Below are 23689 nucleotides of genomic sequence, written 5' to 3'. Positions count from 1 at the left end.
CGCGTCGAACGTTGGGTCATGACAGGGCTGGGCGGCGCAACTTGATGCCCCAGCCCTGTTGCATGCCTGCGGCCGCCAACAGGATCGCCGCCACACCCAGCCATTGCAGCGGTTCGAGGCAATGGCCGAAGGCAAACCAGTCGACGAAGATCGCCGCAATCGGATAGATGAACGACAGCGCGCCGGTGACCGCCGTCGGCAAGCGTTGAATCGCGCTGTACAACAACACGTACATCACACCGGTATGAACCATGCCCAGGGTCAGCAGGCTGGCCCACGCCTCGGCGTGTTGCGGCAACGCTGAGAAGTTCGCCCAGGGCGCCAACAGCAAGACGCCGGTACTGACCTGAATCAGCGCGATCAGATGCGGCGGCGTGCCGGTCAGGCGCTTGATGATCAACGCCGCGATGGCGTACAGCAACGCCGCACCCAGCGCCAACGCGATGCCTAGCAGATAGTCGCCGCCCCCCTGCCCTTGTTCGCCGTGGGCACTGACGATTGCCAGCATTCCGAGGAACGACACTGCCAGCCAGAACAGTTTTTGCGCGGTGATCTTTTCCCCCAGGAACAGCGCCGCCAACCCGACCAACATGAACGGCTGGACGTTATACACCGCCGTACCGATGGCAATCGAGGCGCGGGAGTAAGAGGCGAACAACAACACCCAGTTACCGACAATCGCCACCCCACTGAGCACAGCCAGCAGGAACGTGGTGCGTGTCAGGATGCCTGGACGCAAGAAGCCGAAACCGGCGCAAATCAGCAGCAAAGTAGCGGCACCAAACACGCAGCGCCAGAACACCACATCCAGCACCGGCAGGCCCGAGACCAGCACGAACCAGCCTATGGTTCCGGAAATCAGCATGGCGGCAGTCATTTCGAGCGAACCGCGGCGTAGGGTCTTGTCCATCTTCAGGCTCCTTCAGCAAGTGAGGCACAGTATGCCGAGCCGACTGGGGGCTTCTCCATGGTTTGAAAAAGGCTAAACTGGCGTTCAACCTTTTTTATCAAGGCAACTTCGAGCATTCGCCTAACGGAGCTGAAAAATGACTGACGACATCGACCAGATCCTTATCAGCGCCTTGATGGAAGACTCCCGACGCTCCCTCAAGGCCCTGGCAAACCTCAGCGGCCTATCGGCTCCCAGCGTCGCCGAGCGACTTCGCCGGCTCGAAGAACGTGGCGTGCTCAGGGGCTATACCGTTGAGGTGGACCCCAAGTGCTTCGGCTATCAACTGCAGGCCATTGTGCGTATTCGCCCGCTGCCGGGGCAGTTGCAGGAAGTGGAGCGGCAGATCCAGGCCATTGCTGAATTCACCGAATGCGACAAGGTGACCGGCGAAGACTGCTTCATTGCCCGGCTGCATGTGCGCTCGATGGAACAGCTGGACACGCTGCTGGACAAGCTCAATGTGCTGGCCGAGACCAATACGGCTATCGTCAAGAAGACACCGGTCAAGCGGCGCTTGCCACCGATGGCGCGAGTTGGAACCGGCCTCGGCTAGTGTCCGAGGCCGGAGGGCACGTTACTGGAGATCTCCCGGTTCAGGGCTGCGTTGTACTTTGTGCACCTCTTGCTCAGGCGCATTGCTCGCCTTCATCAGGTTAAGAGGCTGTATTTTGGCGCAAGCGTTCAGGCCGTCGGCATAGACACCACTGTGGTTGCATTTCCAGTCATAGAAATTAGCCAGGGCACCGGACAATTGCAGGCTGTAGTCGGTGCTTCGCGTGCCAGGGGTAAAGGGCTGTCCGGCCGGAATATTCTGGAACCATTTCATCCACTCCTCACCTCCCACAGGTGGCGGGTTGGCTTGGAAGGTCGGGTTCATCAGCGCCAGTTGCTGGTACTCGGCGGTCATGTGGCAACTCAGGCAAGAAGCCTGGGGATTGTCCACCGGACCGTTGAGGCGCCCGTTCCAACCCAGATGGGTCGGTGGCAGCTCTTTGGTGTTAGCGTTGATGGCTGTCTGCTTGAGCGCAGGGTTGATCTTGGTTTCGGTGGGTGTCGGGTTGGTGAACGTGTCGCCGATCTCTTTCGGATCGTTGCCCCACATAATCCCTACAGGCACCAGATTGTTCCAGTTCGCTTTACCGGTCACGGCACCGTTGTATTGAAACGTCCCGAACAGCCAGCCAGTGTCGCTCACGCGGGTGTCGCGCACGGCGATGTCCATCTGAATCAGCGCGACTTTGGTCACCGCGCGTTCTGTCGAGGTGAACGTCTTGGTGGTGTAGGCATTCCAGAGCAATGGATTGGCCAGGAATGGCACCGTAGTGACGTCTATATCGGCAAACAGCGCCTTGCAGACGACGGTACCATTGGGAAAACCCTTGGGTTGTGAGGTGTAGCTGGGGTCAGGGTTTTGCGGGTCTTTCCAGACCTGACCAATGGTGTAGCCCCCTATATCGTTATAGATACCTACTGCGTAGGTCTGGCCGCTGCCTTTTTGAGTGCTCGCCAGTTGCAATGGCTTGATCGGTGCTTCCTTGGTGAGCCCGCGGATACCTTCACGGCCATTGGGGCCATAGTGTTGCCATGGCATGTGATACCACTGGCGGACCTTGTTTTTCTGTACATCCCAGCCGATCTCCGTATTGCCTTCCAGGCAATAAGCCTTGACCTCGTTCATATAGGAACGCCAGGTCTCGAAATCATTGCTGAACTTGGTGGGCAGATGCTTGAAGAATGCCGGCATCGAAGAAGGGCCCGGGGCCACGGTGGGATAGTCTTGGCTGAGTCGGAACAATGGACCGGAATAAGCACTCTTGGGTGGCCTGTAGCCGAAATCAGGGAAGGTGCCCGCTTGGGCGCCCGCCATGGTCAACGCGCCTGTCAGGGTCAGTAATGCAGCGATCTTTCCTTGGGGCTGGTTCATCGATATCTCCTTATAGGGAGAACGCCTGCCGTCCCATCGAATAGTTGAACGATGCGCAGGGCCTCCTTCTGTTATCAGGCTTGGGCACCATGCCCGTACCTGCTCACGGTCCACGCTCAGTGATGTGTCCCACCTCCTTGAGCCCAGGAATCGGGCACGACCAGACCTGGCTTGAGAGCCCAATGCGAACGATATTCGGAGGTTGTGGCGAGACTTCGCGCAGTCGCTGATCGATCCACTTCATGCCGCCCCTGGCAATGTAGTCCCTAGCCATAGGTGTAGATCATTTATTCAAAGGTGCCATCACGTTTAAGGCTTTTTGCGGGCCATTGGCCATAACCTCAAACCGTGGACGAAAAAAAGCCCGCCGAAGCGGGCTTTTCGCTCATCACGAATGCAATCAGTCGTCGCGGCCCATCAGGCCGAACAGTTGCAACAGGCTGACAAACAGGTTGTAGATCGACACATACAGGCTGATGGTCGCCATGATGTAGTTGCGCTCGCCGCCGTGGATGATAGCGCTGGTCTGGTACAGGATGCAGACCGACGAGAACAGCACGAAGCCCGCGCTGATCGCCAGTTGCAGGCCGCTGATCTGGAAGAAGAAGCTGGCCAGCACTGCTCCCATCAACACGAAGAAACCAGCGGTGATGAAGCCGCCCAGGAAGCTCATGTCCTTGCGGGAGATCAGCACGTAGGCCGACAGCCCACCGAACACCAGCGCAGTCATGGCAAAAGCCGAGCTGACCACTTCGGCGCCGCCCTGCATCTGCAGGTAACGATTGAGGATCGGGCCGAGCAGGAAGCCCATGAAACCGGTCAGGGCGAAAGCCGATACCAGGCCCCAGGCCGAATCACGAAGCTTGTTGGTGAGGAAGAAAAGACCATAGAAACCGATCAGCACGACAAAGACGTTCGGGTAACCCACCCGCATCTGTTGTGCGACGTAGGCCATCACACCGCTGAAAGCGAGCGTGAGGGCCAGCAGGCCATAAGTGTTGCGCAGGACGCGGCTAACCTCTAGCTGCTCAGCCTGCACGCTGTTGTTCACTGCGTAATCCTGTTCGCGCATGGCGACACTCCTCCGGTTTTGAAACATTCAGTGGCAAGGATCATAACAGACGCTCTGTAACAAGCTACGTAGAGAGTTTGACAGTGTGTTTCATTCGGGTATTATGGCGCCCGCAACGCAATACGGAGGTGTGGCCGAGTGGTTTAAGGCAACGGTCTTGAAAACCGTCGACTGTAACAGGTCCATGAGTTCGAATCCCATCGCCTCCGCCATATTCTTACGTTAAAGCCCTGATTATTCAGGGCTTTTTCGTGTCTGGCATTCAGAATCCCTGCTTCGGTTTTTCAGGATTGACACACCGTTATGGCAAAACCCACCCCTACACTCAAGGAAAGAAAAGTGACCAGTAAAACCATCGGTTCTCTCGTTGCGGCAATCGTAGGCGTCGTCCTGTTGTGCGTCTTCTTTGGCAGTTGGTATACGGTCGATGAAACCGAGCGTGGCGTGCTGTTGCGCAACGGTGCGCTGGTCGGGGTGGTAGAGCCGGGACTGTCGTTCAAGACCCCGTTTATCGAGTCGGTACGCCTGATCAGCGTGCAAAGCCAGGTCACCGCTTATGAGGACCTGCAGGCCTACAGCAAGGACCAACAGTCCGCGCAGCTCAAGGTGTCGGTGTCCTGGCACATCGCGCCGTCCGATGTGGCGAAGGTCTACACCCAGTTCAAGGACCTTGAGGGTATCCGCGACCGGATGATCAGCCGCCAAGTGCCGACACAGGTAGAGAACGTATTCGGCAAGTTCAACGCCGTGGCTGCCGTGCAGAACCGCGTGCAACTGGTCAACGATATTTCGACCGCAATCAAGGCGACGATTACCGGGCCGGTGATCATCGACAGCGTCCAGGTCGAAAACATCGACTTCAGTGACGCTTATGAAAAGGCCATCGAAGCGCGCATGGCCGCCGAAGTGCAGGTCAAGACCCGCGAGCAGCAACTGGCGACCGAGCAGGTTCAAGCCCAGATTCGTGTCACCCAGGCCCAGGCGGAAGCCGATTCGCAAGTTGCCCAGGCCAAGGCAGATGCGCTGGCCACCGAATTGCGCGGAAGAGCCGAGGCTGAGGCGATCAAGGCACGCGCCCAGGCCCTGGCCAGCAACCAGAACCTAGTGGAACTCACCAAGGCCGAGCGCTGGAATGGCGTATTACCCACCACCGTGCTGCCGAACGGCGCCCTGCCCTTCATTGACATCAAGAATCAGTAACCCCTTGCCAGCGCGGTCAATCCTGGCCGCGCTCGTCCAGCGTCTCGGCCCTTACGGCCAGTGACATCGACCTGTCTCGTTAACGCTACACTCACGTCACTGACGACCCCCGACGTTCACCGTTAGCAGGGAGCTCAACGTGTACCCAGGCAAAAGCAAACCCACGCAAACATCGCTACGACGGTTCAATGCTCTCCCTTTCACCTCGCGCCCTGACATTTCCCGCCCGCCCGGGCATTCACCGACACCCTCGACAGGCGCCCTGAACAGGAGAATCGCGTGACCAACATTATCAAGAAGTACAAATGGCCTGCTTTGCTGGCCGCTGCGCTGATTGTGTTTTCAGCCTTGATATTCTTTTTGATCAAATCCTATACGTACGACTCATCGACTTACTTCGAATCCCGGGACTTCGTTCGCCAGCTCAAACAGGCCGACGCCAACTGGAGCCTGAAGATCCTGAGGAAAAAAATCGGCGTCAATAACAACCTGTCGCTGGCGCCACCGCCAGAGGCAGGCAGTCGCTGGGAGCAGCTGGAGCAGCTCAATAACGCAGGTCCCCTGGCGGCTCTCTGGGCGTCCAGGCGCCAAGGCTATGTAGATGCGGTCAAGAACAAGACAGCACTGGTCGATCAATTCCAGCAACACAACGCCAGGCTGCGCACCGCCCTGGACGCACTGCCGATCATCGAAGACGACATTCAAACACTGCTCAAGGAGATGACCGTCATAAGCCCTGCGGAACACCTTACGGTGTCTTCCAACGTGCTTGAGCTGGCACTGACGACGCTGGAGTACGCATTGTATGTCACCTCGGACAAAGCCAAGGAGGTGCAAAACCAACTCAGTGAACTGGAGCGATACATCGGCCAGCTACCCGCGACCGATCAACCTCCCTTCATCGCCCTTGCGCAGCACGTCAGATCCATTATCGAGGAACAACCGATCGTCAATGACCTTCTTGACCGCATCAGTGTGATTCCGGTGGCCCAGGAGCTGGACAGCATCAATGAGCTGTTGAACGAGACACAGCGCAGGACGGCCGCCGCGGACCGTCAATACCATGTCTATCTGGGCGTGTGTGCCAGCCTCATGGCGCTATTGATGATCTACCTGGCGGTGCGGCTGGTTCGCAGCTATGCCGTCATCAACCAGATCAACCACGAGCTGCAATCGTCCAATGAACGGCTCGAGGAGCGCGTGCAGGAACGCACTCGCGAACTGAAAGAGGCCGAACGTGAACTGGTGGACGCCGCACGGATGGCAGGCATGGCCGAGATCGCCACGAACGTGTTGCACAACGTTGGAAATGTGCTCAACAGCGTGAATATTTCCGCGGACCTGGTAACCCGCAAGTTGCGCAGCAGCAAGACACTGGGCCTTGGAAAAGCGGTAAAAATGATGAATGAACACGCCGATGACCTGGGCCAGTTCATCACCAGCGATGAAAAGGGCAAATTGTTGCCGCGCTACTTCAACGAACTGGTCGACTCCATCGCCGCCGAGCAAACGCTGCTTATCGAAGAACTGGCGCAACTGACCAAGAGCATCGACCACATCAAGGAAATCGTCACCACCCAGCAAACCTATGCCGGAGCCGCCAGGCTGATCGAAGCACTGAGCATCAGTGACCTGTTCGAAGACGCGCTACGCATGAATTCGGGCGCGCTGAGCCGGCACCACGTCACCGTCATCAAGGACTATCAGGACGTCCCGATGATAATGGGTGACAAGCACAGGTTGCTGTTGATCCTGATCAATCTCATCAGTAACGCCAAATTCGCGATGTCGCACGTCAGCGATCATCCTCGGGAAATGATCCTGGGAATCCGGGTCGTCGATCAAAAGACGCTGTGCGTCAGCGTCAAGGATCGAGGCGAAGGCATTGCACCCGAGAACCTGGCCCGCATCTTCAACCACGGGTTCACGACCCGCAAGGACGGCCATGGCTTCGGCTTGCACAGCTGCGCCTTGGCAGCGGTTGAAATGAATGGCCACCTTCATGTCCATAGCGACGGCCCTGGACAGGGAGCGCTGTTCACCCTGGAAATTCCGCTGGAACTGGCACCCGCCTGACAGAGATGAAGGAATCGGCTGCGCAACGAACCAAACGGCTCGGTTCGCAGCCAACTCCCCTCGCCTTTTGACGTCGCTATTTGGCGGTCGCAGTCTGGCCGCTGTGTTTTTTCCTGGCCGGCAATGCGGCGGCGTAGGCCAGTGCTTCCTCACGGGAAGCAAAGGAGCCCAATCGATCGGCCTGAGTGCAGACCCGCCATGGGCCGCTGTTTACGCTGAGCACGTCATACCCGTTGATATGCATTTTGGTCAGCATCGCAGTACTCATTGTCACCTCCTTTCGAGACAAACCAGGGTTACGCTACCTACCTTACACTCAGTTCGCGCAAGGGTGCCAACCGAGCGTCGCAACCTTGAGCAGCGACGCTGACCTGAGCCCCTCAATGGGAATCCGAATCCCACAACCAATCCCACAAACCAGGCAAGTGCACCGGCTCGGCAGCGTTCTTGACGGTGCGTGCCATCGCCGCCCGCTCCAACGCTTGACGATCATCATAGAAGGGCTTGGCGTCGGTCCTCACACCCGTGGCTCGGGCCGCGTCGAGCAGGATTTGCAAGTATTCCCGGGCGTGTCGGGCGGTATAGCGGTTGAGGTCATGGAAGGTGACCACCACCGGGATCACCCCGTCAACCGCAGGCAACTGCCCGGCGGCGATGCGTTCGCGCACTTCGGAGAGCTGGCGCGTCAGGTTGATTCGCCGTCGCGGGCTGGCGGTGATCCCCCAGACCTTACCGTCGTTAGCGCTCAGATCGGTCAGCAATACGTGCAAGCCATGCCGCTGGTAAGCGGCAAAGGTGCGCCTGTCGTAGCTCCAGAACGGCGGCCGCACCAGACTGGGCGCAGCCCCCGTGATGGCGGCGATATCGCCCCCGCCCTTGACCAGTGACTGCTCCAGTTCGTCCGGACTCAAAAAGCGATGATTGGTGTGCCAGTAAGTCGCCGTATGGAAACCCAGTACATGACCTTCGCGCTGCTCACGGTGCATTACCGAGCGGCCGATGTCGCTGTTGCCGGCTCGCAGCGCACGGGTCTGGACAAAAAATACCGCCTTGATCCCCGGCTGCACTGGGTTGTGCGCAAGGGCATCCAGCACCTCCAGGCTCGGGTTCCAGAAGGACGAGGCACTGGGGCCGTCATCGAAGGTCAGCAAAAATCGGATCGGGGGTTGGGCCTGCAGGCTTTGCTCGGTTTGTGGGGTCAGTTCGATGGGCGGGCCGATGCATCCCGACACACCGATGGCGAGGACTGCGATAACCAGCGCCCTGGCGATGTTTTTCATGTTTTGCCTTTATCTAATACCACACTGCCTTGCCTATTGATCCCTGGCACATGGAGCTGAAGCTCACCTTGGAGAAGGTTAACCGGGTTTGGTTCCTGACAGCGAGCACCGACTTGACTACGCTGCTTGGCCTGATTTTTGACCGTCTGGGCAATTCGATGGAATTTTCCGCACGCTGCCGTATCCATCCGTATAGAACTAATTAGGGAGGATTTATGGGCGGGCCATCGCTTTACATCATCGACTACGTGCTCCATGGCGAGCCGAAGTCATTCATCATTCGCGCAGAAGTGATGAATAACTCCGAAGCTTGGCATTGGGCCAGTTGCGACGCGGGGGTCGGGCGCATACCGAAATTCGGACGGGAAAAGGTCAAGCGGGTTTCAAAACCCCTTGCTGAAAAATACGGCATTACCGACGTGCGCTGGAGAGCGAGCGTCGCGCCGTCCTGGATCAAGGAGTCCGGCTGACTTAAATAACCTAGTTTCCGGTGCACCGGTTGTCCAATCGGGCGCCGGATTCTTCGACAGAATCGACATAACTCAACTACGCTTTAAGCGACAGCATGACCCGCCTATGGCGGGCCTTGTGCTGCCTTATCAACTTTGAATGTCTGAATGGAGGTGTGACATGTCCGAAAAAGAGTCCATCACCACCCTGCTTACCTTACTGGAGTCGCGCCAAGCCAGACTCGCTGCAGCCTGCAAGGAAATCGCCGACTGGGTCGACCATCAGGGCGGGCACCCCACCGCAGTGCGCATCCGGGATCGACTTAACGACATCGACAAAGATGCCCCGTCGATCCAGAGCGCACTGACTTCGCTCAAGCCCATTGAACGGCCACTACCCAAGTTTCGCTAACGTTTAGCCTGAGACACGGCTCCCCCTGGGCTCTACCGGTTGGAAAACCGATGGAACAAGGGCGTTCTTTGCGCCTCGATATTGATAGATACCGATGCAAAGAATCGCGAAAGGGAGAATCCCCATGAATGCCAGAATCCTGTTATTGACCGCCTGCGCCTGCGCCTGCGCCTGCGCCAGCCCCGCAGCCGTCATGGCGCAAGGTTGTGATGTCATCACGCGCACCCAGAGTCAGTCGGTACCGGCGATTGAAACCCACAGTTGCTACGAATACCACGGCATTCCCGCCGAAACTTTGGACTGGTCTTGCAGCAACGAGAGCAAGGGCATGCTGAGCACTCAAAAGAGTAAGGTGGAACGCTGCGACGATGGGTATGTGGCAACATGCCAAGCCAGTTTGACGCAAGAAGCCCTGGCCAATCCTCGCTCAACCGGTCAGGGGGACTCGGTCAACATCCCCGACAATGCGCAAGTCACTTGGTACTACTACGGCGCCGAAGATCTGGACCAGGCACAAACGGACTGCGAAACCACTGGCGGGCGCTGGAAGAACCAGTGACCTGGTGGCCCGCATCCTTGTGCTAACCCTTACTATGTTCCGGCGATGACGGGCCTTCCTTGATGCCCCGAGGTCCCGCCACGCCCCAGATGATCAAGCCCAGTACCGGCAGAATAATCAGTAATAGCGCCCAACCGGCCTTGGTCCCCACCGACTTGTCGCTGCGAAAGACACTGATGATCGCCCACAAATCTACTAGTAGTAAAAGCACCGCAACGGCGATCCAGAAATAACTGGCTAATTCAGACATGGCCTTATCCTCTTATCCTTCTATGGATTAGGCACAACAGCTCAAATACCGTTCAAAGAATTTTCGCCCTGGCGGGCAAGCCCCACCTAAGACCGTTCATTGAGGTGAGCAACCCACCGCTCATAGGCTTCATGTTGACGTTGAACCGCTTCTTCCCAGGCTGTTCCGGTCATCTGATGAACACATATGAGCTTCATCATTTCTGATGTCGCCGCATCGAGTTCCACAAGGAGCTCATGGGATTTGATTTTGAAGTCTTCAACGGTGGTCATCTTCTCTCTCCCCACTGCCAGGGGCTGGCCATCCACCCAATGAGCAATGGATTCATTTTTTTGAAGCTGATTCATTCCAGGCGATGACCGGTAGTCCGCGCAAAGCGGTTGCCTGACTTTATAGAACGCGCCTCAAACCAAAAAAAATGAATTCAGTCTTTCTCCGCCCGTGACGGTCGTACTGATATGACCTCGGAAAATCGCTTTGTGAACAAGCCGATGATGCCCGGCGCAAATATTGCAGTTATATTTCAATTTAATGACAGTCACTGTTTGAGCAACCTATGAAAATTCGAGCGACCGTCATTTGCGAAGAGGATCGCCACATCCTACTGGTTCGCAAAGCCAACAGCCGTTGGACACTGCCGGGTGGTACCGTCGAGCGCGGCGAAACCCATGCAGGGGCTGCACTCAGAGAGCTGGCGGAAGAAACCGGACTGGACGCCGAAAACCTGCTGTACCTGATGCGGATCAGTGACGGTGAAACCGAACACCACGTGTTCGAAGCCTCGGTCAGCGATTCAAGGGCAGCCAGGCCACAAAATGAGATCAGCGATTGCCTTTGGCATCCACTGGATGCCATTGCCCAATTGCAGATGAAAAAAGGTACGCGGGAGATTCTCGAGGCATTTCGGCGGCGGTTGTGAGCCGTAACGCGCGGCACGGGCATGAACAATGGAGACAAAAAAGGTTGCATGAGAAATCTCATGCAACCTTTTGTTTTTTAACCCGATCGGGTGTCGACACTCTTCCCGCCACCCAATAATGCGCCCCCAACTCGATCCAGCTTCCATAACGTGCCGGCCAAGCCTTTCTAGAGCGATGGACTCACTTTTTCTTCCAGTCGGTGCTGATAGGATTGATGACCGTATTTTTTTCCTGCGTATAGGTTCCGTTCTGCTGGGCAATTGCCTCGCCGGTATCAACAATGGCGTTTTGGATGAACACGTTTTCTGTATCACCCCGGATAAAGGTCAACTGGTGATACGCCGTTTTGTTCCCCCAGTCGGCGGAAGGCAGGGAGATAAATTTCACGGTGTACGTCTCATCACTGTGTTGTCCCTGCAAGACATAGACGCCGTAATGATTTTCTCCCTGGGAAATGATCTTATACAGCCCGTTGCTGTAGTAATAAATTTCCGCATCGGGAAAGGGTTTCTTGTCGTACATTTTTCGATAGTGCAACACCTGTTTAACCGTCGGCTCGCCGAAATTCACGGCCAACGTTTTCCCATCGGGGGATGTCGTTTCTCCTGCACATACGGCACTGCTACTCATCAAGCCCAATAGGCTCATCGTTGCGACTGTCTTCACTGGATACCTCTTCCTTGGGGTTAAAGCCAACTCACCTTGCTGATCTCAACGCCTATTGTAGAGACTCATGCTGAAAACACCCGCCTGGCCTGGATACTGGTTGCCTGCTTGCCGTGGGCGCCCTCTTATCCCCACCAACGCGAGAAGTTTTCCGACTTTTGCAGGCTTTCAGCTTATGGAGTGGAGTTTTTTTGCGGGGCGGAAACGAACAAGGGTTTGCATCAGCTTTCGCTCGCAAACCCTTGATATTAGATGGTGCCCGAAGCCGGAATCGAACCGGCACGCCCTTACGAGCGGGGGATTTTAAGTCCCATGCGTCTACCAGTTTCGCCATTCGGGCGGTAGCGCGGTCAAGCTCAGTGGAAACTGACACGTATCGAATGGCCAGTTTCGAGCCTGTTACAGCAGAGGGTGGAATATATACATCCCACCCCGTCGAAGCAAGGAGGGTTAAGCCCTTTTCAAGGCAAATTCTTTCATTGCTTCGCAAATAAAAAAGCTCCGTAAATCATAGATCTACGGAGCTGTTTTAAAGTGGAGGCCGAAGTCGGAATCGAACCGGCGTAGGTGGATTTGCAATCCACTGCATAACCATTTTGCTATTCGGCCTCAAGACGTTTGATGCAAAGCAACCACATCAACCGCGTACAAACCTGATCAGGAAACAGGACACTCAGTAAGCGCTATCCCCTTGAAAACATTGAGATTTTTTACGTCCCAGTGCGTTCGATGGGCGCAATTATGTACTCATTTGCCTAGGCTGACAACCCCTTGATTTCAAAAAAAAATAGTCGATTGTTCGGCTTCCGGAGGAACCTGCTACATTTTTTGCTTGCTCAGATCCACACACTGTCGGATAAGACACAGCCTTCCGCCTCTACGAGTCTGTCCATGCCCCGTGCCGGTATCCCCCAGGGTTCGAGCGTTCGCTTGCTGATCTATCTGTTGTTTGCGATCCAGCTGGTTTCCATGGGTGCAATGGAGATGAGCGGGCCGTTCTGGCCCGTTCACTTGCGACAACTGACCGGCAACGACGCGCTGTTCAGCTTCGCCAGCACGGCGGTGTATGTCGGTCCGATGCTGGGCATCATCCTGACCAGTGCTTTCTGGGGCCGTATCGGTGATCGCTATGGCCATAAACTGATGATGATCCGGGCACTGGCCGGGTTATCCCTGACCCAGCTGGGCCTGGCGTTATGCAGTGATATCTGGGTGATCCTGGTCCTGCGCTTGCTACAAGGTGCGTTCGCCGGTTATATCGCCCCCGCCCAGGCCTACGGCGTAAGCATCGAGGCGCCATCGCGGCGGGCCAGGCTGTTTGCCATCCTACAGATCTCCACCAATGTCGGTTCACTGCTGGGTGCGGTGGCGGGAGGACTGATCCTGGACCATGCAACGTTTTTCTGGATCAACATCGTGGCCTCAGGCTTGTGCGCGTTGTGCACCGTGATCGCGGCGTTGACGCTGCCTGACGTAGCGCCCGCCAGGAAGACAACCACCAGCGACGCTCCCTCAGCCCCTTCGCGCCCCGGGCTGTATAACCCGCTGACTTTATCGCTGCTGGGTATCATGGGTCTTCTGCTGCTGGCGCGAATGCTTCCGCAGACTTCGTTTTCGCTGTATGTGAGTTCGACCTTCGAGGTCAGCAATGCCCTGGTCGGGCTCTGCTATGGCCTGCTGGCCCTGGGTTTTATCCTGTGCGCAACGTCCTGGTCGCGCTACTTCGAGCAGCGTAACCCGACACAGACGCTACAGACCATCACCGCCATCGTGATCGCGTGCATAACCCTGACCGCCATGGCCGGCCTGACACGTCAGCCGTTGGTCTTCGCCATTGTCTACTTCGCCTGGGGCGTACTCTTGGGCGCAACCACCCCGGTGCTGACCGCGCTCATCTCCAAAAGCACCGACAACAGCCGCCAGGGTCAGGTGCTGGGACTCGCCCAGGGGGTTTCGCAAACGGCGTCCATCATCGGCATTTCCCTGGGCGCCTTGCTCAGCCAGGTCTATGGCCTTCAATACACCTACCTCTACGTCAGCATTGCCTACGGCGTGGTGCTGTTGCCCTTGGTGCTGCTGCGCTACGGGCCGATCGGGGTACTGGACCAGGCACGCGAATAGCGGTTCGCACAACCCTTGCCCGAGCACAATTGCTCATTGCCGCACGATGATCTTGCGTGCCGCCGAGCACCTCCACTACTATTGGGAATAATTCTCACTATCAAAAATATAAACAGCCATGAGCGATCCCGGTTCAGCGACCAACGATTGTCATCTGCGCACCGTCGCAGACCTCTACAGCGGACACCATGGTTGGTTGTACGCCCGACTCTATCGCAAACTGGGCAATGCGCTGGATGCCGCAGACCTGGCGCATGACACCTTCATCCGTATCCTCGCCTCGAAGGTCGCGGTCATCGAAGAGCCACGTGCATACCTCAGCTGCGTGGCCGGTGGCATTCTGGTCAATTGGTTCCAGCGCAAGGCCTTGGAGCGCGCCTATCTGCAGGCGCTGGCGTTGCTGCCCGAACCTGAAGCGCCCTCGCCAGAGCGCCGCCTGCTGGTGCTGGAAACCCTGCATGAAATCGACGCCATGCTCGATACCCTCCCCCGGCCGGTCAAACGGGCGTTTCTGTTATCGCAAATCAGCGGCTTGAAATACAACGAGATCGCTCATCAGTTGGGAGTCTCGCTGATTACGGTCAAGCGCTACATGAAGCAGGCCTTCCTGCACTGCCTGATGTGGGTGGACTGAATGCCTGCTCGCGATAGTCACGCCGTCGATCCCGCCATCCTCAATGAAGCAGCCGACTGGCTGATGCGTCTGAGCGAAGGCAGTGTCAACGACACCGAGCGCCTGGAATGGGAACGCTGGCGCAACAGCAGCCCGGCGCACCGCCAGGCGTGGGCGCGGGCCGAATTGTTGCTGAGCAAACTGCAGGGCTTGCCACCTGCCCTGGCCATGCCGGCGCTGGACCGTCCCAGCAACCCCGAGCGCCGCGCCGCCATGGGTAAACTGGCGACCTTGCTAGCGCTGGCGCCACTGGCCTGGGGCGGCTGGAAGCTCAATGACTGGCAGCAATGGACCGCCGACTACCGCGCCCCTGTGGGCAAGCGTCGCGACCTGACACTGACTGACGGTACTCGCTTGACGTTGAACACCGACACCGCCATTGATGTGTATTTCGATCAGTACCAGCGCCTGTTGCTGTTGCGCCGCGGCGAAATACTGGTGCAGACCGCACCGGACCCCTCGCCTGTCGCCCGGCCGTTCAGGGTCGAAACCCGCGAGGGCCGGATGCAGGCGCTCGGCACGCGTTTCAGTGTTCGCGAAGAGCGCGGGCACACCCGCCTCGCGGTGCTCGAGGGGGCAGTCAGTATCCAGCTCAAAGGCATTGCTGAAAAAGTCGTCGAGGCCGGTCAGAGCAGTGGTTTTACAGCATTCGCCATTGATGGGCTGAAACCTGTCGATAAATCGGTGCTGGCCTGGACCCAAGGCATGCTGATGGCCGACAACATGCGCCTGGCCGATTTCATCGGTGAACTGACTCGCTATCGCAACGGCGTCCTGCGTTTCGACCCGGCCATCGCCGACCTGAAGATTTCCGGCGCCTTCCCCATCAGCGACACTCAACGAACCCTGAACATGCTCGCCCGGACCTACCCAATCCGCGTCACTTCGCGCCTGGGTGACTACTGGGTCATGTTGGCACCGGCGTGAGCCAAAAAAAATAATCGTGCGAGGGTGATACTTTTTTCGATCCTGGCTGGCTAGAGAACAAACCCCTCTGAACAGGACCATCAAGCCATGCCCGTTGCCCGCCCCCTGCGCTCGGATCGCACGCTGAATCTGGCGATTCGCAGTGCAATGCTCGGCCTTGCACTTTCGACCTTAAGCCCAGGCAGTTGGGCCGCACCGGGCGCGCCGCTGGACAGCATCGCCAGCCAGTCCTACAGCATTCAACCCGGCCCCCTGGGGCCGACCCTCTCGACGTTTGCCGTGCAGGCCGGCATCGCCTTGTCGTTCGAACCGTCCCTGACCCAGGGCCTGGACAGCCCAGGCCTGTCCGGCCAGTTCACGGCGCGCGAAGCGTTCGCCCGACTGCTGGCCGGCAGCGGCCTGGATCTGGTGGCTCGCGACGATGGCAGCTACACCTTGCAAAAACGCAGCATCGACGGCGGACTGACCCTGGCGCCAACCACCGTCAGCGCCACCGAAGCTCGCCCGGGTGATTTGCCGGCCGCCTATAGTGGCGGCCAGGTCGCTCGTGGCGGTCGTGTAGGCCTGTTGGGCAACAAGGACCTGATGGATACACCGTTCAGTGTGAGCAACTACACCTCGGCGCTGATGAAAGACCAACAAGCCGTGACCGCCGCCGACGTGCTGGAGCGTGACTCCTCGGTGCGCTCCACCGGCCAGACCGGCGGCATCGTTGACTCGTTCTTCATTCGCGGCTTTCCCGTGGGCGAAGGCAACCTGGGGGAGCTGGCGTTCGACGGCGTGTACGGTGTGGCCCCCAACTATCGGGTGTTCACCGAGTACGCCGAACGTATTGAGGTGATCAAGGGCCCGGCCGCCCTGCTCTACGGTATGTCGCCCAACAGCGGTGTCGGCGGTGTCATCAACATCGTACCCAAGCGCTCGCTGGACGAAGACTTGACCCGTGTGACCGCCAGTTACGCCATGGACTCGCAAGCGGGTGGGCACGTCGATATCAGCCGCCGCTTCGGCGAGGAACGACGCTTTGGCGTGCGGGTCAATGGCAGTCTCCAGGGAGGCGACACCGCAATCGACAAGCAGTCGCGGGATGTAGGTATCGGCTCGATCTCCCTGGATTACCAGGGCGACCGATTCAGAACCAGCCTGGACCTGATCAGCCAGGAAGAACAGTGGGACGCGCCGTCCCGACCGTTTCAGATCGCGAGCGGTGTCGAGATACCGTCGGCCGCCAACGGACGCAGCAACGTGACCCAGGAATGGGGCTGGTCGAAGACCCGTGATAAATCGGCGTTGCTCAGTGGTGAATATGACCTTAACGACAGCCTGACCGTGTTTGCCCACGCCGGCGGCGGCAAGTCCGATGTAGCACGGCTGTCGGACCAGACGCCGACCATCCTGAACAGCGCCGGGGATACCACCTCGACGCCTGGATACTATAAGTTCGAAGTGGAGCGCTACACCGTGGACGCGGGTGCCCGGGGCCGCTTCGAAACCGGTCCGGTCAGCCACAGCACTACGCTGCAGGTCAGTCGCTACCGCGATGAACTGCGCAGGGGCATCAATTCCGGAACCCCTATATTGTCGAACATCTACCACCCGGTGGAGCGCGACAAACCCTCCATTGCCTCCCCCGACGTGCTGAAGATTTCCGACACCGAACTGTCTGGTGTCGCTCTGGCCGACACCCTGTCGATCCTCGACGAACGTGTCCAGGTGACCTTGGGCCTGCGCAAGCAAAGCATCGAATCGAACAACTACAACGCCGCTGGCGCGGTTACCACTGCATATGACGAAAGCGAAACCACACCGTTGTTCGGTGCGGTGATCAAGCCTTGGGAACATGTGTCGTTCTATTACAACTACATCGAAGGCCTGAGCAAGGGTGATACGGCCCCCGCGACCGCCAGCAACTCCGGAGAAATATTCAAGCCTTACATCTCCCGCCAGCAGGAGGTGGGAGTCAAGGTCGACTACGGCACCTTCACCTCGACCCTGGCACTGTTCCAGGTCAAGAAGCCCAGCGGCGAGTTGGCCAACGGCGTGTATTCGGTCCAAGGCGAACAACGCAACCGTGGCATCGAACTGAACATGTTCGGTGAACTGCGCGAAGGCACTCGCCTGTTGGGCGGCGTCACTTTGCTGGACGGCGAACTGACCAAAAGCGGCACCGCCGCCAATCGCGGCAATAAGCCGGTCGGCGTGCCCGAAGTACAGGCCAACCTATGGGCCGAATGGGATACGCCATGGGTCCAGGGCGTGACCCTCACCAGCGGCGCGATCTACACCGGCAGCCAATACGTCGACCAGGCCAACACCCGCGAACTCGATCCTTGGACGCGCTTCGACGCGGGCGCTCGCTACAGCACCGTGCTCGATGGTCGGCCGACTACGTTCCGCGCCACGGTGCAGAACGTCTTCGACCGCGAGTACTGGTCCGGCGTGGCCTCCTACGGTGCGTTCTCCCAAGGGGCACCGCGCACCCTGCTGCTCTCGGCCACGGTCGACTTCTGAGTTTTCCCTGGCCCGGCAGCGCGTGCATCGCTGCCGGCCGGGGCCATCATCAAGGTTTAAACGATGTTATCCAGACCTCGAAAGCTTGCGTCGTTCATCGCTGTGCTGCTGGGCTCCATGACCCTGTTGCTGAGCGGTTTCGCGTGTTCCGACACCGCACCAGACAGCACGCCAAGAACCGCTGTCACCGATCTGCTGGGCCGCCAGGTCCAAGTGCGCATTCCCGTACGCCGGGTGATCCTGGGTGAAGGTCGTCAGCTGTATCTGGTGGCGGCCCTCGACACCGCCAACCCGATCCGGCGCATCGTTGGCTGGCGCAAGGATCTGATCCAGTCCGACCCGGACACCTACGGCGCCTACCTGCAGCGTTATCCGGACATTGCCAAAGTCCCGACGTTCGGAGGTTTCGAAGACGGCACCTTCGACATCGAGCAAGCGATCAGCCAACAGCCGGACGTCATTATCCTCAACATCGAAGCCCAGCATGCCACCGAGGACGCCCGTTATATCGAAAAGCTCGACGCCCTTGGTATCCCGGTGGTGTATGTGGATTTTCGCAACAACCCGATGCAGAACACCGAGCCGACCATGCGCCTGTTTGGCCAGTTGTTCGGCGAAGAAGCCCGCGCCGAGGCGTTCATTGCCTTCAGCAAGCAACAGATCCGGCGGGTCACCGATGTGATCGAAGCCCGCCAACCGCCCAGGCCCAAGGTCTTCATCGAACGCATCGGCGGCTACACCGATGACTGCTGCTTGAGTTTCGGCAATGAAAACTTCGGCCGATTCGTCGAACTGGCCGGCGGTCACAACATCGCCGGCGCCATCATCCCCAACACCTTTGGCCAGTTGAACCCCGAACAGGTGATTGTCGCCGACCCGGATCAGGTGGTGGTCACCAGCGCAAACTGGCAAGCCTTCGCCCCCGGAGGACACTGGATTGGCGTCGGGCCCGGTGCCGATCTGGTCGAGGCACGGCGCAAACTGCAATGGTTCACCCAGCGCCCCGCCTACGCCGGAATCAAGGCCCAGCAAACCCAGGGGTTTCACGCCATCTGGCATCAGTTCTACAACAGTCCTTACCAGTTCATCGCCATCCAGCAACTGGCCAAGTGGTTCCACCCGGATCTGTTCGCCGACCTGGACCCCGACGCCACGTTTCGTGAGTTCCACGAACGGTTTCTGCCGGTGCCCTACAAACCGGGCTATTTCGTCAGCCTCGCGCCCGCGCAGGCCCGGCCATGAACGGCCGTATCAATCCCCTCGCCCTCGGCACGATCTATCGCACGCAGGTCTGGCGTAAACGACTGACTCTGGTCGGCCTGGGGATATTGCTGCTGTTCAGCGTGCTGCTGGACCTGGCCCTCGGCCCGGCCAGTTATGGCTTGGATGAAGTGCTGGGGGCGCTGCTCGCACCCGAGTCCGCCGCGCCCCAGGTACGGGTGGTGATGTGGGACATTCGCCTGCCGGTGGCGCTGATGGCGGTGGCAGTGGGCGCCGCGCTGTCCTTGGCCGGCGCACAGATGCAGACCATCCTCAACAATCCATTGGCCAGCCCGTTCACCCTGGGCATCTCGGCAGCGGCCAGTTTTGGCGCGGCCCTGGGGCTGGCGTTCGGTGTGGCGCTGGTGCCGGTGATCGCTCAATACATGGTGCCGCTCAACGCCTTTGTCATGGCGATGCTCTCGGCGTTGCTGATTCATGTGTTGAGCCTGCGCCGCGGCATGACCAGCGAAACCATCGTGCTGCTGGGCATCGCCCTGGTGTTCACCTTCAATGCCCTGCTGGCGCTGGTGCAGTTCTTCGCCACTGAGCAAGCTGTCGCTGCGGTGGTGTTCTGGACCATGGGCAGCCTGACCAAGGCCACCTGGCCGAAACTGGGAGTGATCTGTCTGGTGATCCTCGTCACCGTGCCGATTTTTGCCCGTCGTGCCTGGGCCATGACCGCCCTGCGCCTGGGGGATGAAAAAGCCGCGAGCTTCGGCATCAATGTACGCAAGTTGCGTTTGCAGACCCTGGTCATGGTCAGTCTGCTGGCCTCATTTCCCGTGGCGTTTGTCGGCACCATCGGCTTCATCGGTCTGGTCGGGCCACACATTGCGCGGATGCTGATCGGTGAAGACCAGCGCTTTTTCCTGCCCGCCTCGCTGCTGACCGGTGCCTTGATCCTGTCGGCCAGTTCGGTGGTGAGTAAAACCTTGATACCGGGCGCGATCTTTCCTATCGGGGTGGTCACGTCATTGATCGGCGTACCGTTTTTCATCTCTCTCATTCTTGGCGGGAAGAAGCAGTCATGGTGACGATTGAACTGGCAGGCCTCGGCGCCCGTTATGGTGGTCGCTCGATCCTCGAGGCAATCAATACCCCGGTTTTCTGCGGTGGTGAAGTGGTGGCGGTGGTTGGCCCCAACGCGGCCGGAAAATCGACGCTGTTCAAACGCATCGCTGGCCTGATCGAGGGCCCCGGCCAGGTAAGGTTGGAAGGTTCGCGCAAAGGCCCGACGGGTATCTGCTACATGCCGCAGAACCTCAACGCCAGTGCCCGGCTGACGGTCTATGAATCGGTGCTGCTGGCGCGCAAACAACAGGCTCCTGGCTGGGCCGTACAAGCAGATGAGCTGGCGGTGGTGGACCGTATCCTTGAATCCCTCGGCATCAGCGAGCTGTCGTTTCGCAACCTCGGTGAATTGAGCGGCGGACAGCAGCAACTGGTGTCCATCGCCCAGACGCTGGTGCGCGAACCCGAGGTATTGCTGATGGATGAACCCACCAGTGCCCTGGACATGCACCGTCAGGTCCAGGTCCTGACCTTCATGCGCGCCCTCGCCCGCCAACATTCAATCATCGTATTCATCGCCATCCACGACCTGAACCAGGCATTGCGCTTTGCTGATCAGGTGCTGGTCATCGCCCAAGGCACCCTGCAAGGCAGCGGTCCGAGTGAGGAGGTCATCACCGAGCAGATGCTGCGCACGGTGTACCGGGTCCAGGCGCGGATCGAGCGCTGCTCGCGGGGTGAGCGGCATATCATTGTCGATGATGTGGTTTGAAGGTCAGTAGCCGCGTCGAGAACTAAAGCCGACCACCATCTCTGTGGCGAGGGGATTTATCAGCTCGCCACAGGTTTTGCATGGCCTACAAGCGCCGGGCATGATCGGGCAGTCGCAGCCCTGCACCATTATGGGTAACATACCGGCCTTCCCCGCAGCCCTTCTGCGACCTGCCGAATAAGCCATTCCATGCCTTTCGAACTCAGCGTTGACCTTATTACCCTCGTTGTCCTTATTATTGTCGCGTTCATTGCCGGCTTCATCGATGCCATCGCCGGTGGCGGTGGCCTGTTGACCACGCCTGCGTTATTGACCGCCGGCCTGCCGCCACATCTGGTCCTGGGCACCAACAAGCTCAGCTCGACCTTCGGTTCGGCCACGGCCAGTTTCACCTTCTATAAGCGCAAGCTGTTCCATCCCCGGCAATGGACCCACGCACTCGTTGGCACGCTGGTGGGTGCCTTGACCGGTGCCATCGTCGCCCATTACCTACCTGCCGAATGGCTGAACAAGATGTTGCCGGTAATCGTCTTCGCCTGCGGCCTGTACCTGTTGTTTGGCGGCACGCCCAAGGCGCCGCTGGACAGCAACGCGCCGATCAAGAAAACGTGGCAATCGCCCCAGGGCTTCAGCCTGGGTTTCTATGACGGCGTGGCCGGTCCGGGCACGGGTGCGTTCTGGACCGTCAGCAGCCTGCTGCTCTACCCCATCGATTTGGTCAAGGCCAGCGGCGTGGCCCGCAGCATGAACTTCGTCAGCAACATCGCGGCGCTGTCGGTGTTCATCTTCTCGGGACAGGTGGATTGGATCATCGGCCTGAGCATGGGCCTGTCGGTGATGGTCGGTGCGTTCTTCGGGGCTCGCACCGCCATCAGCGGCGGCGCGAAGTTCATCCGACCGGTGTTCATCACCGTAGTACTGGCCTTGACCGTGCGCCTAGCCTGGCAACACTGGTTCAGCATGGCCTAGACGCTGCGCCACGTAGCAGTCGATCAGGTAGCGAGCGATGGAACGCGAGGCCGGCAATGGTGGCAGGTCGTGGACGTTGAACCACTGAGCGTCCTCGATTTCATCCTCCTGGGGCACGATGTCGCCACTGGCGTATTCGGCGTGGAAGCCCAGCATCATCGAATGAGGGAACGGCCAGCACTGGCTGCCCATGTACTGGATGTTCTTCACCTCGATGCTGACCTCCTCGCGCACCTCGCGAATCAGGCAATCCTCGGCCGACTCGCCCGGTTCGGCAAACCCGGCCAGGGTGCTGTAGACGCCTGGGACGAAACGCGGCGAACGGGCCAGCAGGACTTCATCGCCGCGGGTAATCAACACGATCATGCTCGGTGAGATCCGTGGGTAATGCCGCAGATCACACACATCGCAATACATCGCCCGTTCCAGCGGAATCTGCCCCATACGCTTGCCGCAACTGCCACAGAAACGGTGTTCCCGGGCCCAGGTGCCGATCTGCGCCGCGTAGCCCAGCACTTTGTACAGCGTGTGGTCATCCTCGAGCATGAAGGCCCGCAGGCCTTTCCAGTTGCAGCCGGGGATGTCCAGCGGGCTGTGCAATTCCAGCAGGTAGACCGGCTCGCCATCCAAATGGCCGATGCCGTGTTCGGCAAGGATCGACAGGTCCTGGCGCTTGAGCCAGTCGCGGGGGAACAGCGCGCCGTTGTCATCGAACAGAAAACCTTCCGGGCTACGGGCCACGGCCCAGCCGCCGGGAAGGTCGGTATCGAGTACTGCGGTGGTCCAGCGTGAAATCATGATCATTCAATCCAGAAATTCGGGTTTCTGTTTACTCATATGGGCGGCCATGGCCACGCGCAGGTCGGTCGATTGCAGCATGGCGGCGTTCCAGGTCGCGACGTACTCCAGGCCGTCGTCGATGCGGTGGTCGCGCATGTAGCTGATCATTTCCTTGGTACCGGTCACGGCAATCGGCGACTTGGCGGCGATTTCCCGGGCGATGCCCATCACCCCGTCGAGCAGGCTGGAGGCATCGCTGTAGACGCGATTGACCAGGCCGATACTGCGCGCTTCGTCGGCACCGAAGGTGCGCCCCGTATAAGCGAGTTCTCGCAGCATGCCGTCCCCGATGATCCGCGGCAAGCGTTGCAAGGTGCCAACGTCGGCGGCCATGCCGATGTCGATTTCCTTGATGGAGAACTGGGCGTCCTCGGCGGCGTAACGCATGTCGCAGGCGGCAATCAGATCAATGGCGCCGCCCAGGCAGTAGCCCTGGACCGCTGCGAGCACCGGCTTGCGGCAGTTGTCCACGGCATTGAACGAGGCTTGCAGTTGCAGGATCTTGCGCCGCAGCAAGCGCGCATTGCGCCCCACATCCTTGCCCAGCTCATTGGCCACGCCGGCCAGCATCATCAGGTCTATCCCTGAGGAAAAATGCTTGCCGGCTCCGCTGAGCACCACCACCCGTGCTTCGTCGGTGTCGTCGACCCATTGGAAAATCTCGATGATCTCGCTCCAGAACGCGGCATTCATCGAGTTGATCTTTTCCGGGCGATTGATCTGCACATGGGCGATATTGTCTGCAAGTTCGACGTTGAACGCTTGGTATTGCGACATGGCAGTGATCCTTTACCGGTTGAAAAGAGGCCTGAACTATAACAAGCCAGCGCGACAGGTCGTAG

25 protein-coding genes and 3 tRNA genes are annotated in these 23689 nt (G+C 58.8%); 16 read left to right on the top strand and 12 right to left on the bottom strand.

Going from position 1 to position 23689, the window contains the following annotated elements; translation table 11 throughout:
• Positions 1–16: 16 nt before the first annotated feature.
• Positions 17–910, bottom strand: coding sequence for a DMT family transporter (locus J9870_RS13740; RefSeq protein ID WP_210644858.1), 894 nt, complete (start codon positions 908–910; stop codon positions 17–19).
• Positions 911–1046: 136 nt separating this feature from the next.
• Between J9870_RS13740 and J9870_RS13735 the strand changes: the two genes are divergently transcribed.
• Entirely contained in the window at positions 1047–1505 is a 459-nt protein-coding gene (locus J9870_RS13735) for an Lrp/AsnC family transcriptional regulator (protein ID WP_210644856.1), read from the top strand.
• A 21-nt stretch (positions 1506–1526) separates the two neighbouring features.
• Here the strand turns inward: J9870_RS13735 and J9870_RS13730 are convergent, their stop codons facing one another.
• The gene (locus tag J9870_RS13730) at positions 1527–2876 is read right to left on the bottom strand and encodes a hypothetical protein (protein WP_210644854.1); all 1350 of its coding nucleotides are present in this window, start codon (positions 2874–2876) and stop codon (positions 1527–1529) included.
• Positions 2877–3276: 400 nt separating this feature from the next.
• Complete coding sequence (locus J9870_RS13725; protein WP_210644852.1) at positions 3277–3948, bottom strand: Bax inhibitor-1/YccA family protein; 672 nt, start codon at positions 3946–3948, stop codon at positions 3277–3279.
• 124 nt (positions 3949–4072) lie between these two features.
• On the opposite strand from J9870_RS13725, the gene J9870_RS13720 reads away from it, so the two are divergent.
• The 3 genes from J9870_RS13720 to J9870_RS13710 all read left to right on the top strand — a co-directional run bounded on the left by J9870_RS13720 (position 4073) and on the right by J9870_RS13710 (position 7224).
• A tRNA-Ser gene (locus tag J9870_RS13720) sits at positions 4073–4160 on the top strand.
• A 127-nt stretch (positions 4161–4287) separates the two neighbouring features.
• Positions 4288–5148 carry an SPFH domain-containing protein gene (locus J9870_RS13715; RefSeq protein WP_210644850.1) on the top strand — a complete coding sequence of 287 codons (861 nt, stop codon included), beginning with the start codon at positions 4288–4290 and terminating at the stop codon, positions 5146–5148.
• A gap of 279 nt (positions 5149–5427) precedes the next feature.
• Positions 5428–7224: a DAHL domain-containing protein gene (locus J9870_RS13710; RefSeq protein ID WP_210644848.1), complete on the top strand. Its 1797-nt coding sequence runs from the start codon at positions 5428–5430 to the stop codon at positions 7222–7224.
• Between the two features lie 76 nt (positions 7225–7300).
• On the opposite strand, the gene J9870_RS13705 is transcribed toward J9870_RS13710, so the two are convergent.
• A complete protein-coding gene (locus J9870_RS13705; RefSeq protein ID WP_210644846.1) occupies positions 7301–7492 on the bottom strand; it encodes a DUF2188 domain-containing protein in 192 nt (63 codons plus the stop codon).
• A 112-nt stretch (positions 7493–7604) separates the two neighbouring features.
• Complete coding sequence (locus J9870_RS13700) at positions 7605–8504, bottom strand: polysaccharide deacetylase family protein (RefSeq protein WP_210644844.1); 900 nt, start codon at positions 8502–8504, stop codon at positions 7605–7607.
• Positions 8505–8719: 215 nt separating this feature from the next.
• On the opposite strand from J9870_RS13700, the gene J9870_RS13695 reads away from it, so the two are divergent.
• From J9870_RS13695 to J9870_RS13685, 3 genes are all read left to right on the top strand, one after another.
• Positions 8720–8974: a DUF6555 family protein gene (locus J9870_RS13695; RefSeq protein WP_025213787.1), complete on the top strand. Its 255-nt coding sequence runs from the start codon at positions 8720–8722 to the stop codon at positions 8972–8974.
• A gap of 160 nt (positions 8975–9134) precedes the next feature.
• Positions 9135–9365, top strand: coding sequence for a hypothetical protein (locus J9870_RS13690; RefSeq protein ID WP_135845641.1), 231 nt, complete (start codon positions 9135–9137; stop codon positions 9363–9365).
• Between the two features lie 124 nt (positions 9366–9489).
• A complete protein-coding gene (locus J9870_RS13685) occupies positions 9490–9924 on the top strand; it encodes a hypothetical protein (RefSeq protein WP_210644842.1) in 435 nt (144 codons plus the stop codon).
• 22 nt (positions 9925–9946) lie between these two features.
• Here J9870_RS13685 and J9870_RS13680 read toward each other — a convergent pair whose 3' ends face one another.
• Together J9870_RS13680 and J9870_RS13675 are read right to left on the bottom strand one after the other, a co-directional pair.
• Positions 9947–10174, bottom strand: coding sequence for a PLD nuclease N-terminal domain-containing protein (locus J9870_RS13680; protein WP_210644841.1), 228 nt, complete (start codon positions 10172–10174; stop codon positions 9947–9949).
• Positions 10175–10260: 86 nt separating this feature from the next.
• Positions 10261–10446: a hypothetical protein gene (locus J9870_RS13675; RefSeq protein WP_210644839.1), complete on the bottom strand. Its 186-nt coding sequence runs from the start codon at positions 10444–10446 to the stop codon at positions 10261–10263.
• Positions 10447–10730: 284 nt separating this feature from the next.
• Between J9870_RS13675 and J9870_RS13670 the strand changes: the two genes are divergently transcribed.
• A complete protein-coding gene (locus J9870_RS13670) occupies positions 10731–11093 on the top strand; it encodes an NUDIX domain-containing protein (RefSeq protein ID WP_210644836.1) in 363 nt (120 codons plus the stop codon).
• A 181-nt stretch (positions 11094–11274) separates the two neighbouring features.
• Here the strand turns inward: J9870_RS13670 and J9870_RS13665 are convergent, their stop codons facing one another.
• The 3 genes from J9870_RS13665 to J9870_RS13655 form a co-directional block, all read right to left on the bottom strand.
• Positions 11275–11724: a hypothetical protein gene (locus J9870_RS13665; RefSeq protein ID WP_202879096.1), complete on the bottom strand. Its 450-nt coding sequence runs from the start codon at positions 11722–11724 to the stop codon at positions 11275–11277.
• A gap of 289 nt (positions 11725–12013) precedes the next feature.
• A tRNA-Leu gene (locus tag J9870_RS13660) sits at positions 12014–12100 on the bottom strand.
• A 195-nt stretch (positions 12101–12295) separates the two neighbouring features.
• A tRNA-Cys gene (locus J9870_RS13655) sits at positions 12296–12369 on the bottom strand.
• A 282-nt stretch (positions 12370–12651) separates the two neighbouring features.
• Here J9870_RS13655 and J9870_RS13650 point away from each other — a divergent pair.
• From J9870_RS13650 to J9870_RS13615, 8 genes are all read left to right on the top strand, one after another.
• Positions 12652–13881: an MFS transporter gene (locus J9870_RS13650; RefSeq protein ID WP_210644835.1), complete on the top strand. Its 1230-nt coding sequence runs from the start codon at positions 12652–12654 to the stop codon at positions 13879–13881.
• A gap of 118 nt (positions 13882–13999) precedes the next feature.
• The gene (locus tag J9870_RS13645) at positions 14000–14515 is read left to right on the top strand and encodes a sigma-70 family RNA polymerase sigma factor (protein WP_210644833.1); all 516 of its coding nucleotides are present in this window, start codon (positions 14000–14002) and stop codon (positions 14513–14515) included.
• Positions 14516–15481: a FecR family protein gene (locus J9870_RS13640; RefSeq protein ID WP_210644831.1), complete on the top strand. Its 966-nt coding sequence runs from the start codon at positions 14516–14518 to the stop codon at positions 15479–15481. It abuts the gene before it with no gap.
• An 87-nt stretch (positions 15482–15568) separates the two neighbouring features.
• Complete coding sequence (locus J9870_RS13635) at positions 15569–17992, top strand: TonB-dependent receptor (protein WP_210644829.1); 2424 nt, start codon at positions 15569–15571, stop codon at positions 17990–17992.
• Between the two features lie 63 nt (positions 17993–18055).
• Positions 18056–19234 (top strand): ABC transporter substrate-binding protein, encoded by a 1179-nt coding sequence (locus J9870_RS13630; protein WP_210644828.1) that lies wholly within the window; start codon positions 18056–18058, stop codon positions 19232–19234.
• On the top strand, positions 19231–20289 hold the full coding sequence (locus J9870_RS13625; protein ID WP_210644826.1) for an iron ABC transporter permease: 1059 nt from the start codon (positions 19231–19233) through the stop codon (positions 20287–20289). Before J9870_RS13630 ends, J9870_RS13625 begins: the two co-directional genes overlap by 4 nt.
• Positions 20283–21038 (top strand): ABC transporter ATP-binding protein, encoded by a 756-nt coding sequence (locus tag J9870_RS13620; RefSeq protein WP_210644824.1) that lies wholly within the window; start codon positions 20283–20285, stop codon positions 21036–21038. The genes J9870_RS13625 and J9870_RS13620 overlap by 7 nt, the downstream gene beginning before the upstream one ends.
• Positions 21039–21227: 189 nt before the next feature.
• A complete protein-coding gene (locus J9870_RS13615) occupies positions 21228–22007 on the top strand; it encodes a TSUP family transporter (RefSeq protein WP_210644822.1) in 780 nt (259 codons plus the stop codon).
• Here the strand turns inward: J9870_RS13615 and nudC are convergent.
• Positions 21975–22805, bottom strand: a complete 831-nt coding sequence (nudC, locus tag J9870_RS13610) for an NAD(+) diphosphatase (protein WP_210644820.1) — start codon at positions 22803–22805, stop codon at positions 21975–21977. The two genes, J9870_RS13615 and nudC, sit on opposite strands and share 33 nt — an antisense overlap.
• Positions 22806–22811: 6 nt before the next feature.
• Positions 22812–23624 (bottom strand): crotonase/enoyl-CoA hydratase family protein, encoded by an 813-nt coding sequence (locus J9870_RS13605; RefSeq protein ID WP_210644818.1) that lies wholly within the window; start codon positions 23622–23624, stop codon positions 22812–22814.
• Positions 23625–23689: the final 65 nt, after the last annotated feature.

Source organism: Pseudomonas sp. Tri1 (assembly GCF_017968885.1).
Taxonomy (GTDB): domain Bacteria; phylum Pseudomonadota; class Gammaproteobacteria; order Pseudomonadales; family Pseudomonadaceae; genus Aquipseudomonas.
Note: the sequence above shows the minus strand (reverse complement) of the source record. Positions and strands in the feature narration are given on the sequence as shown.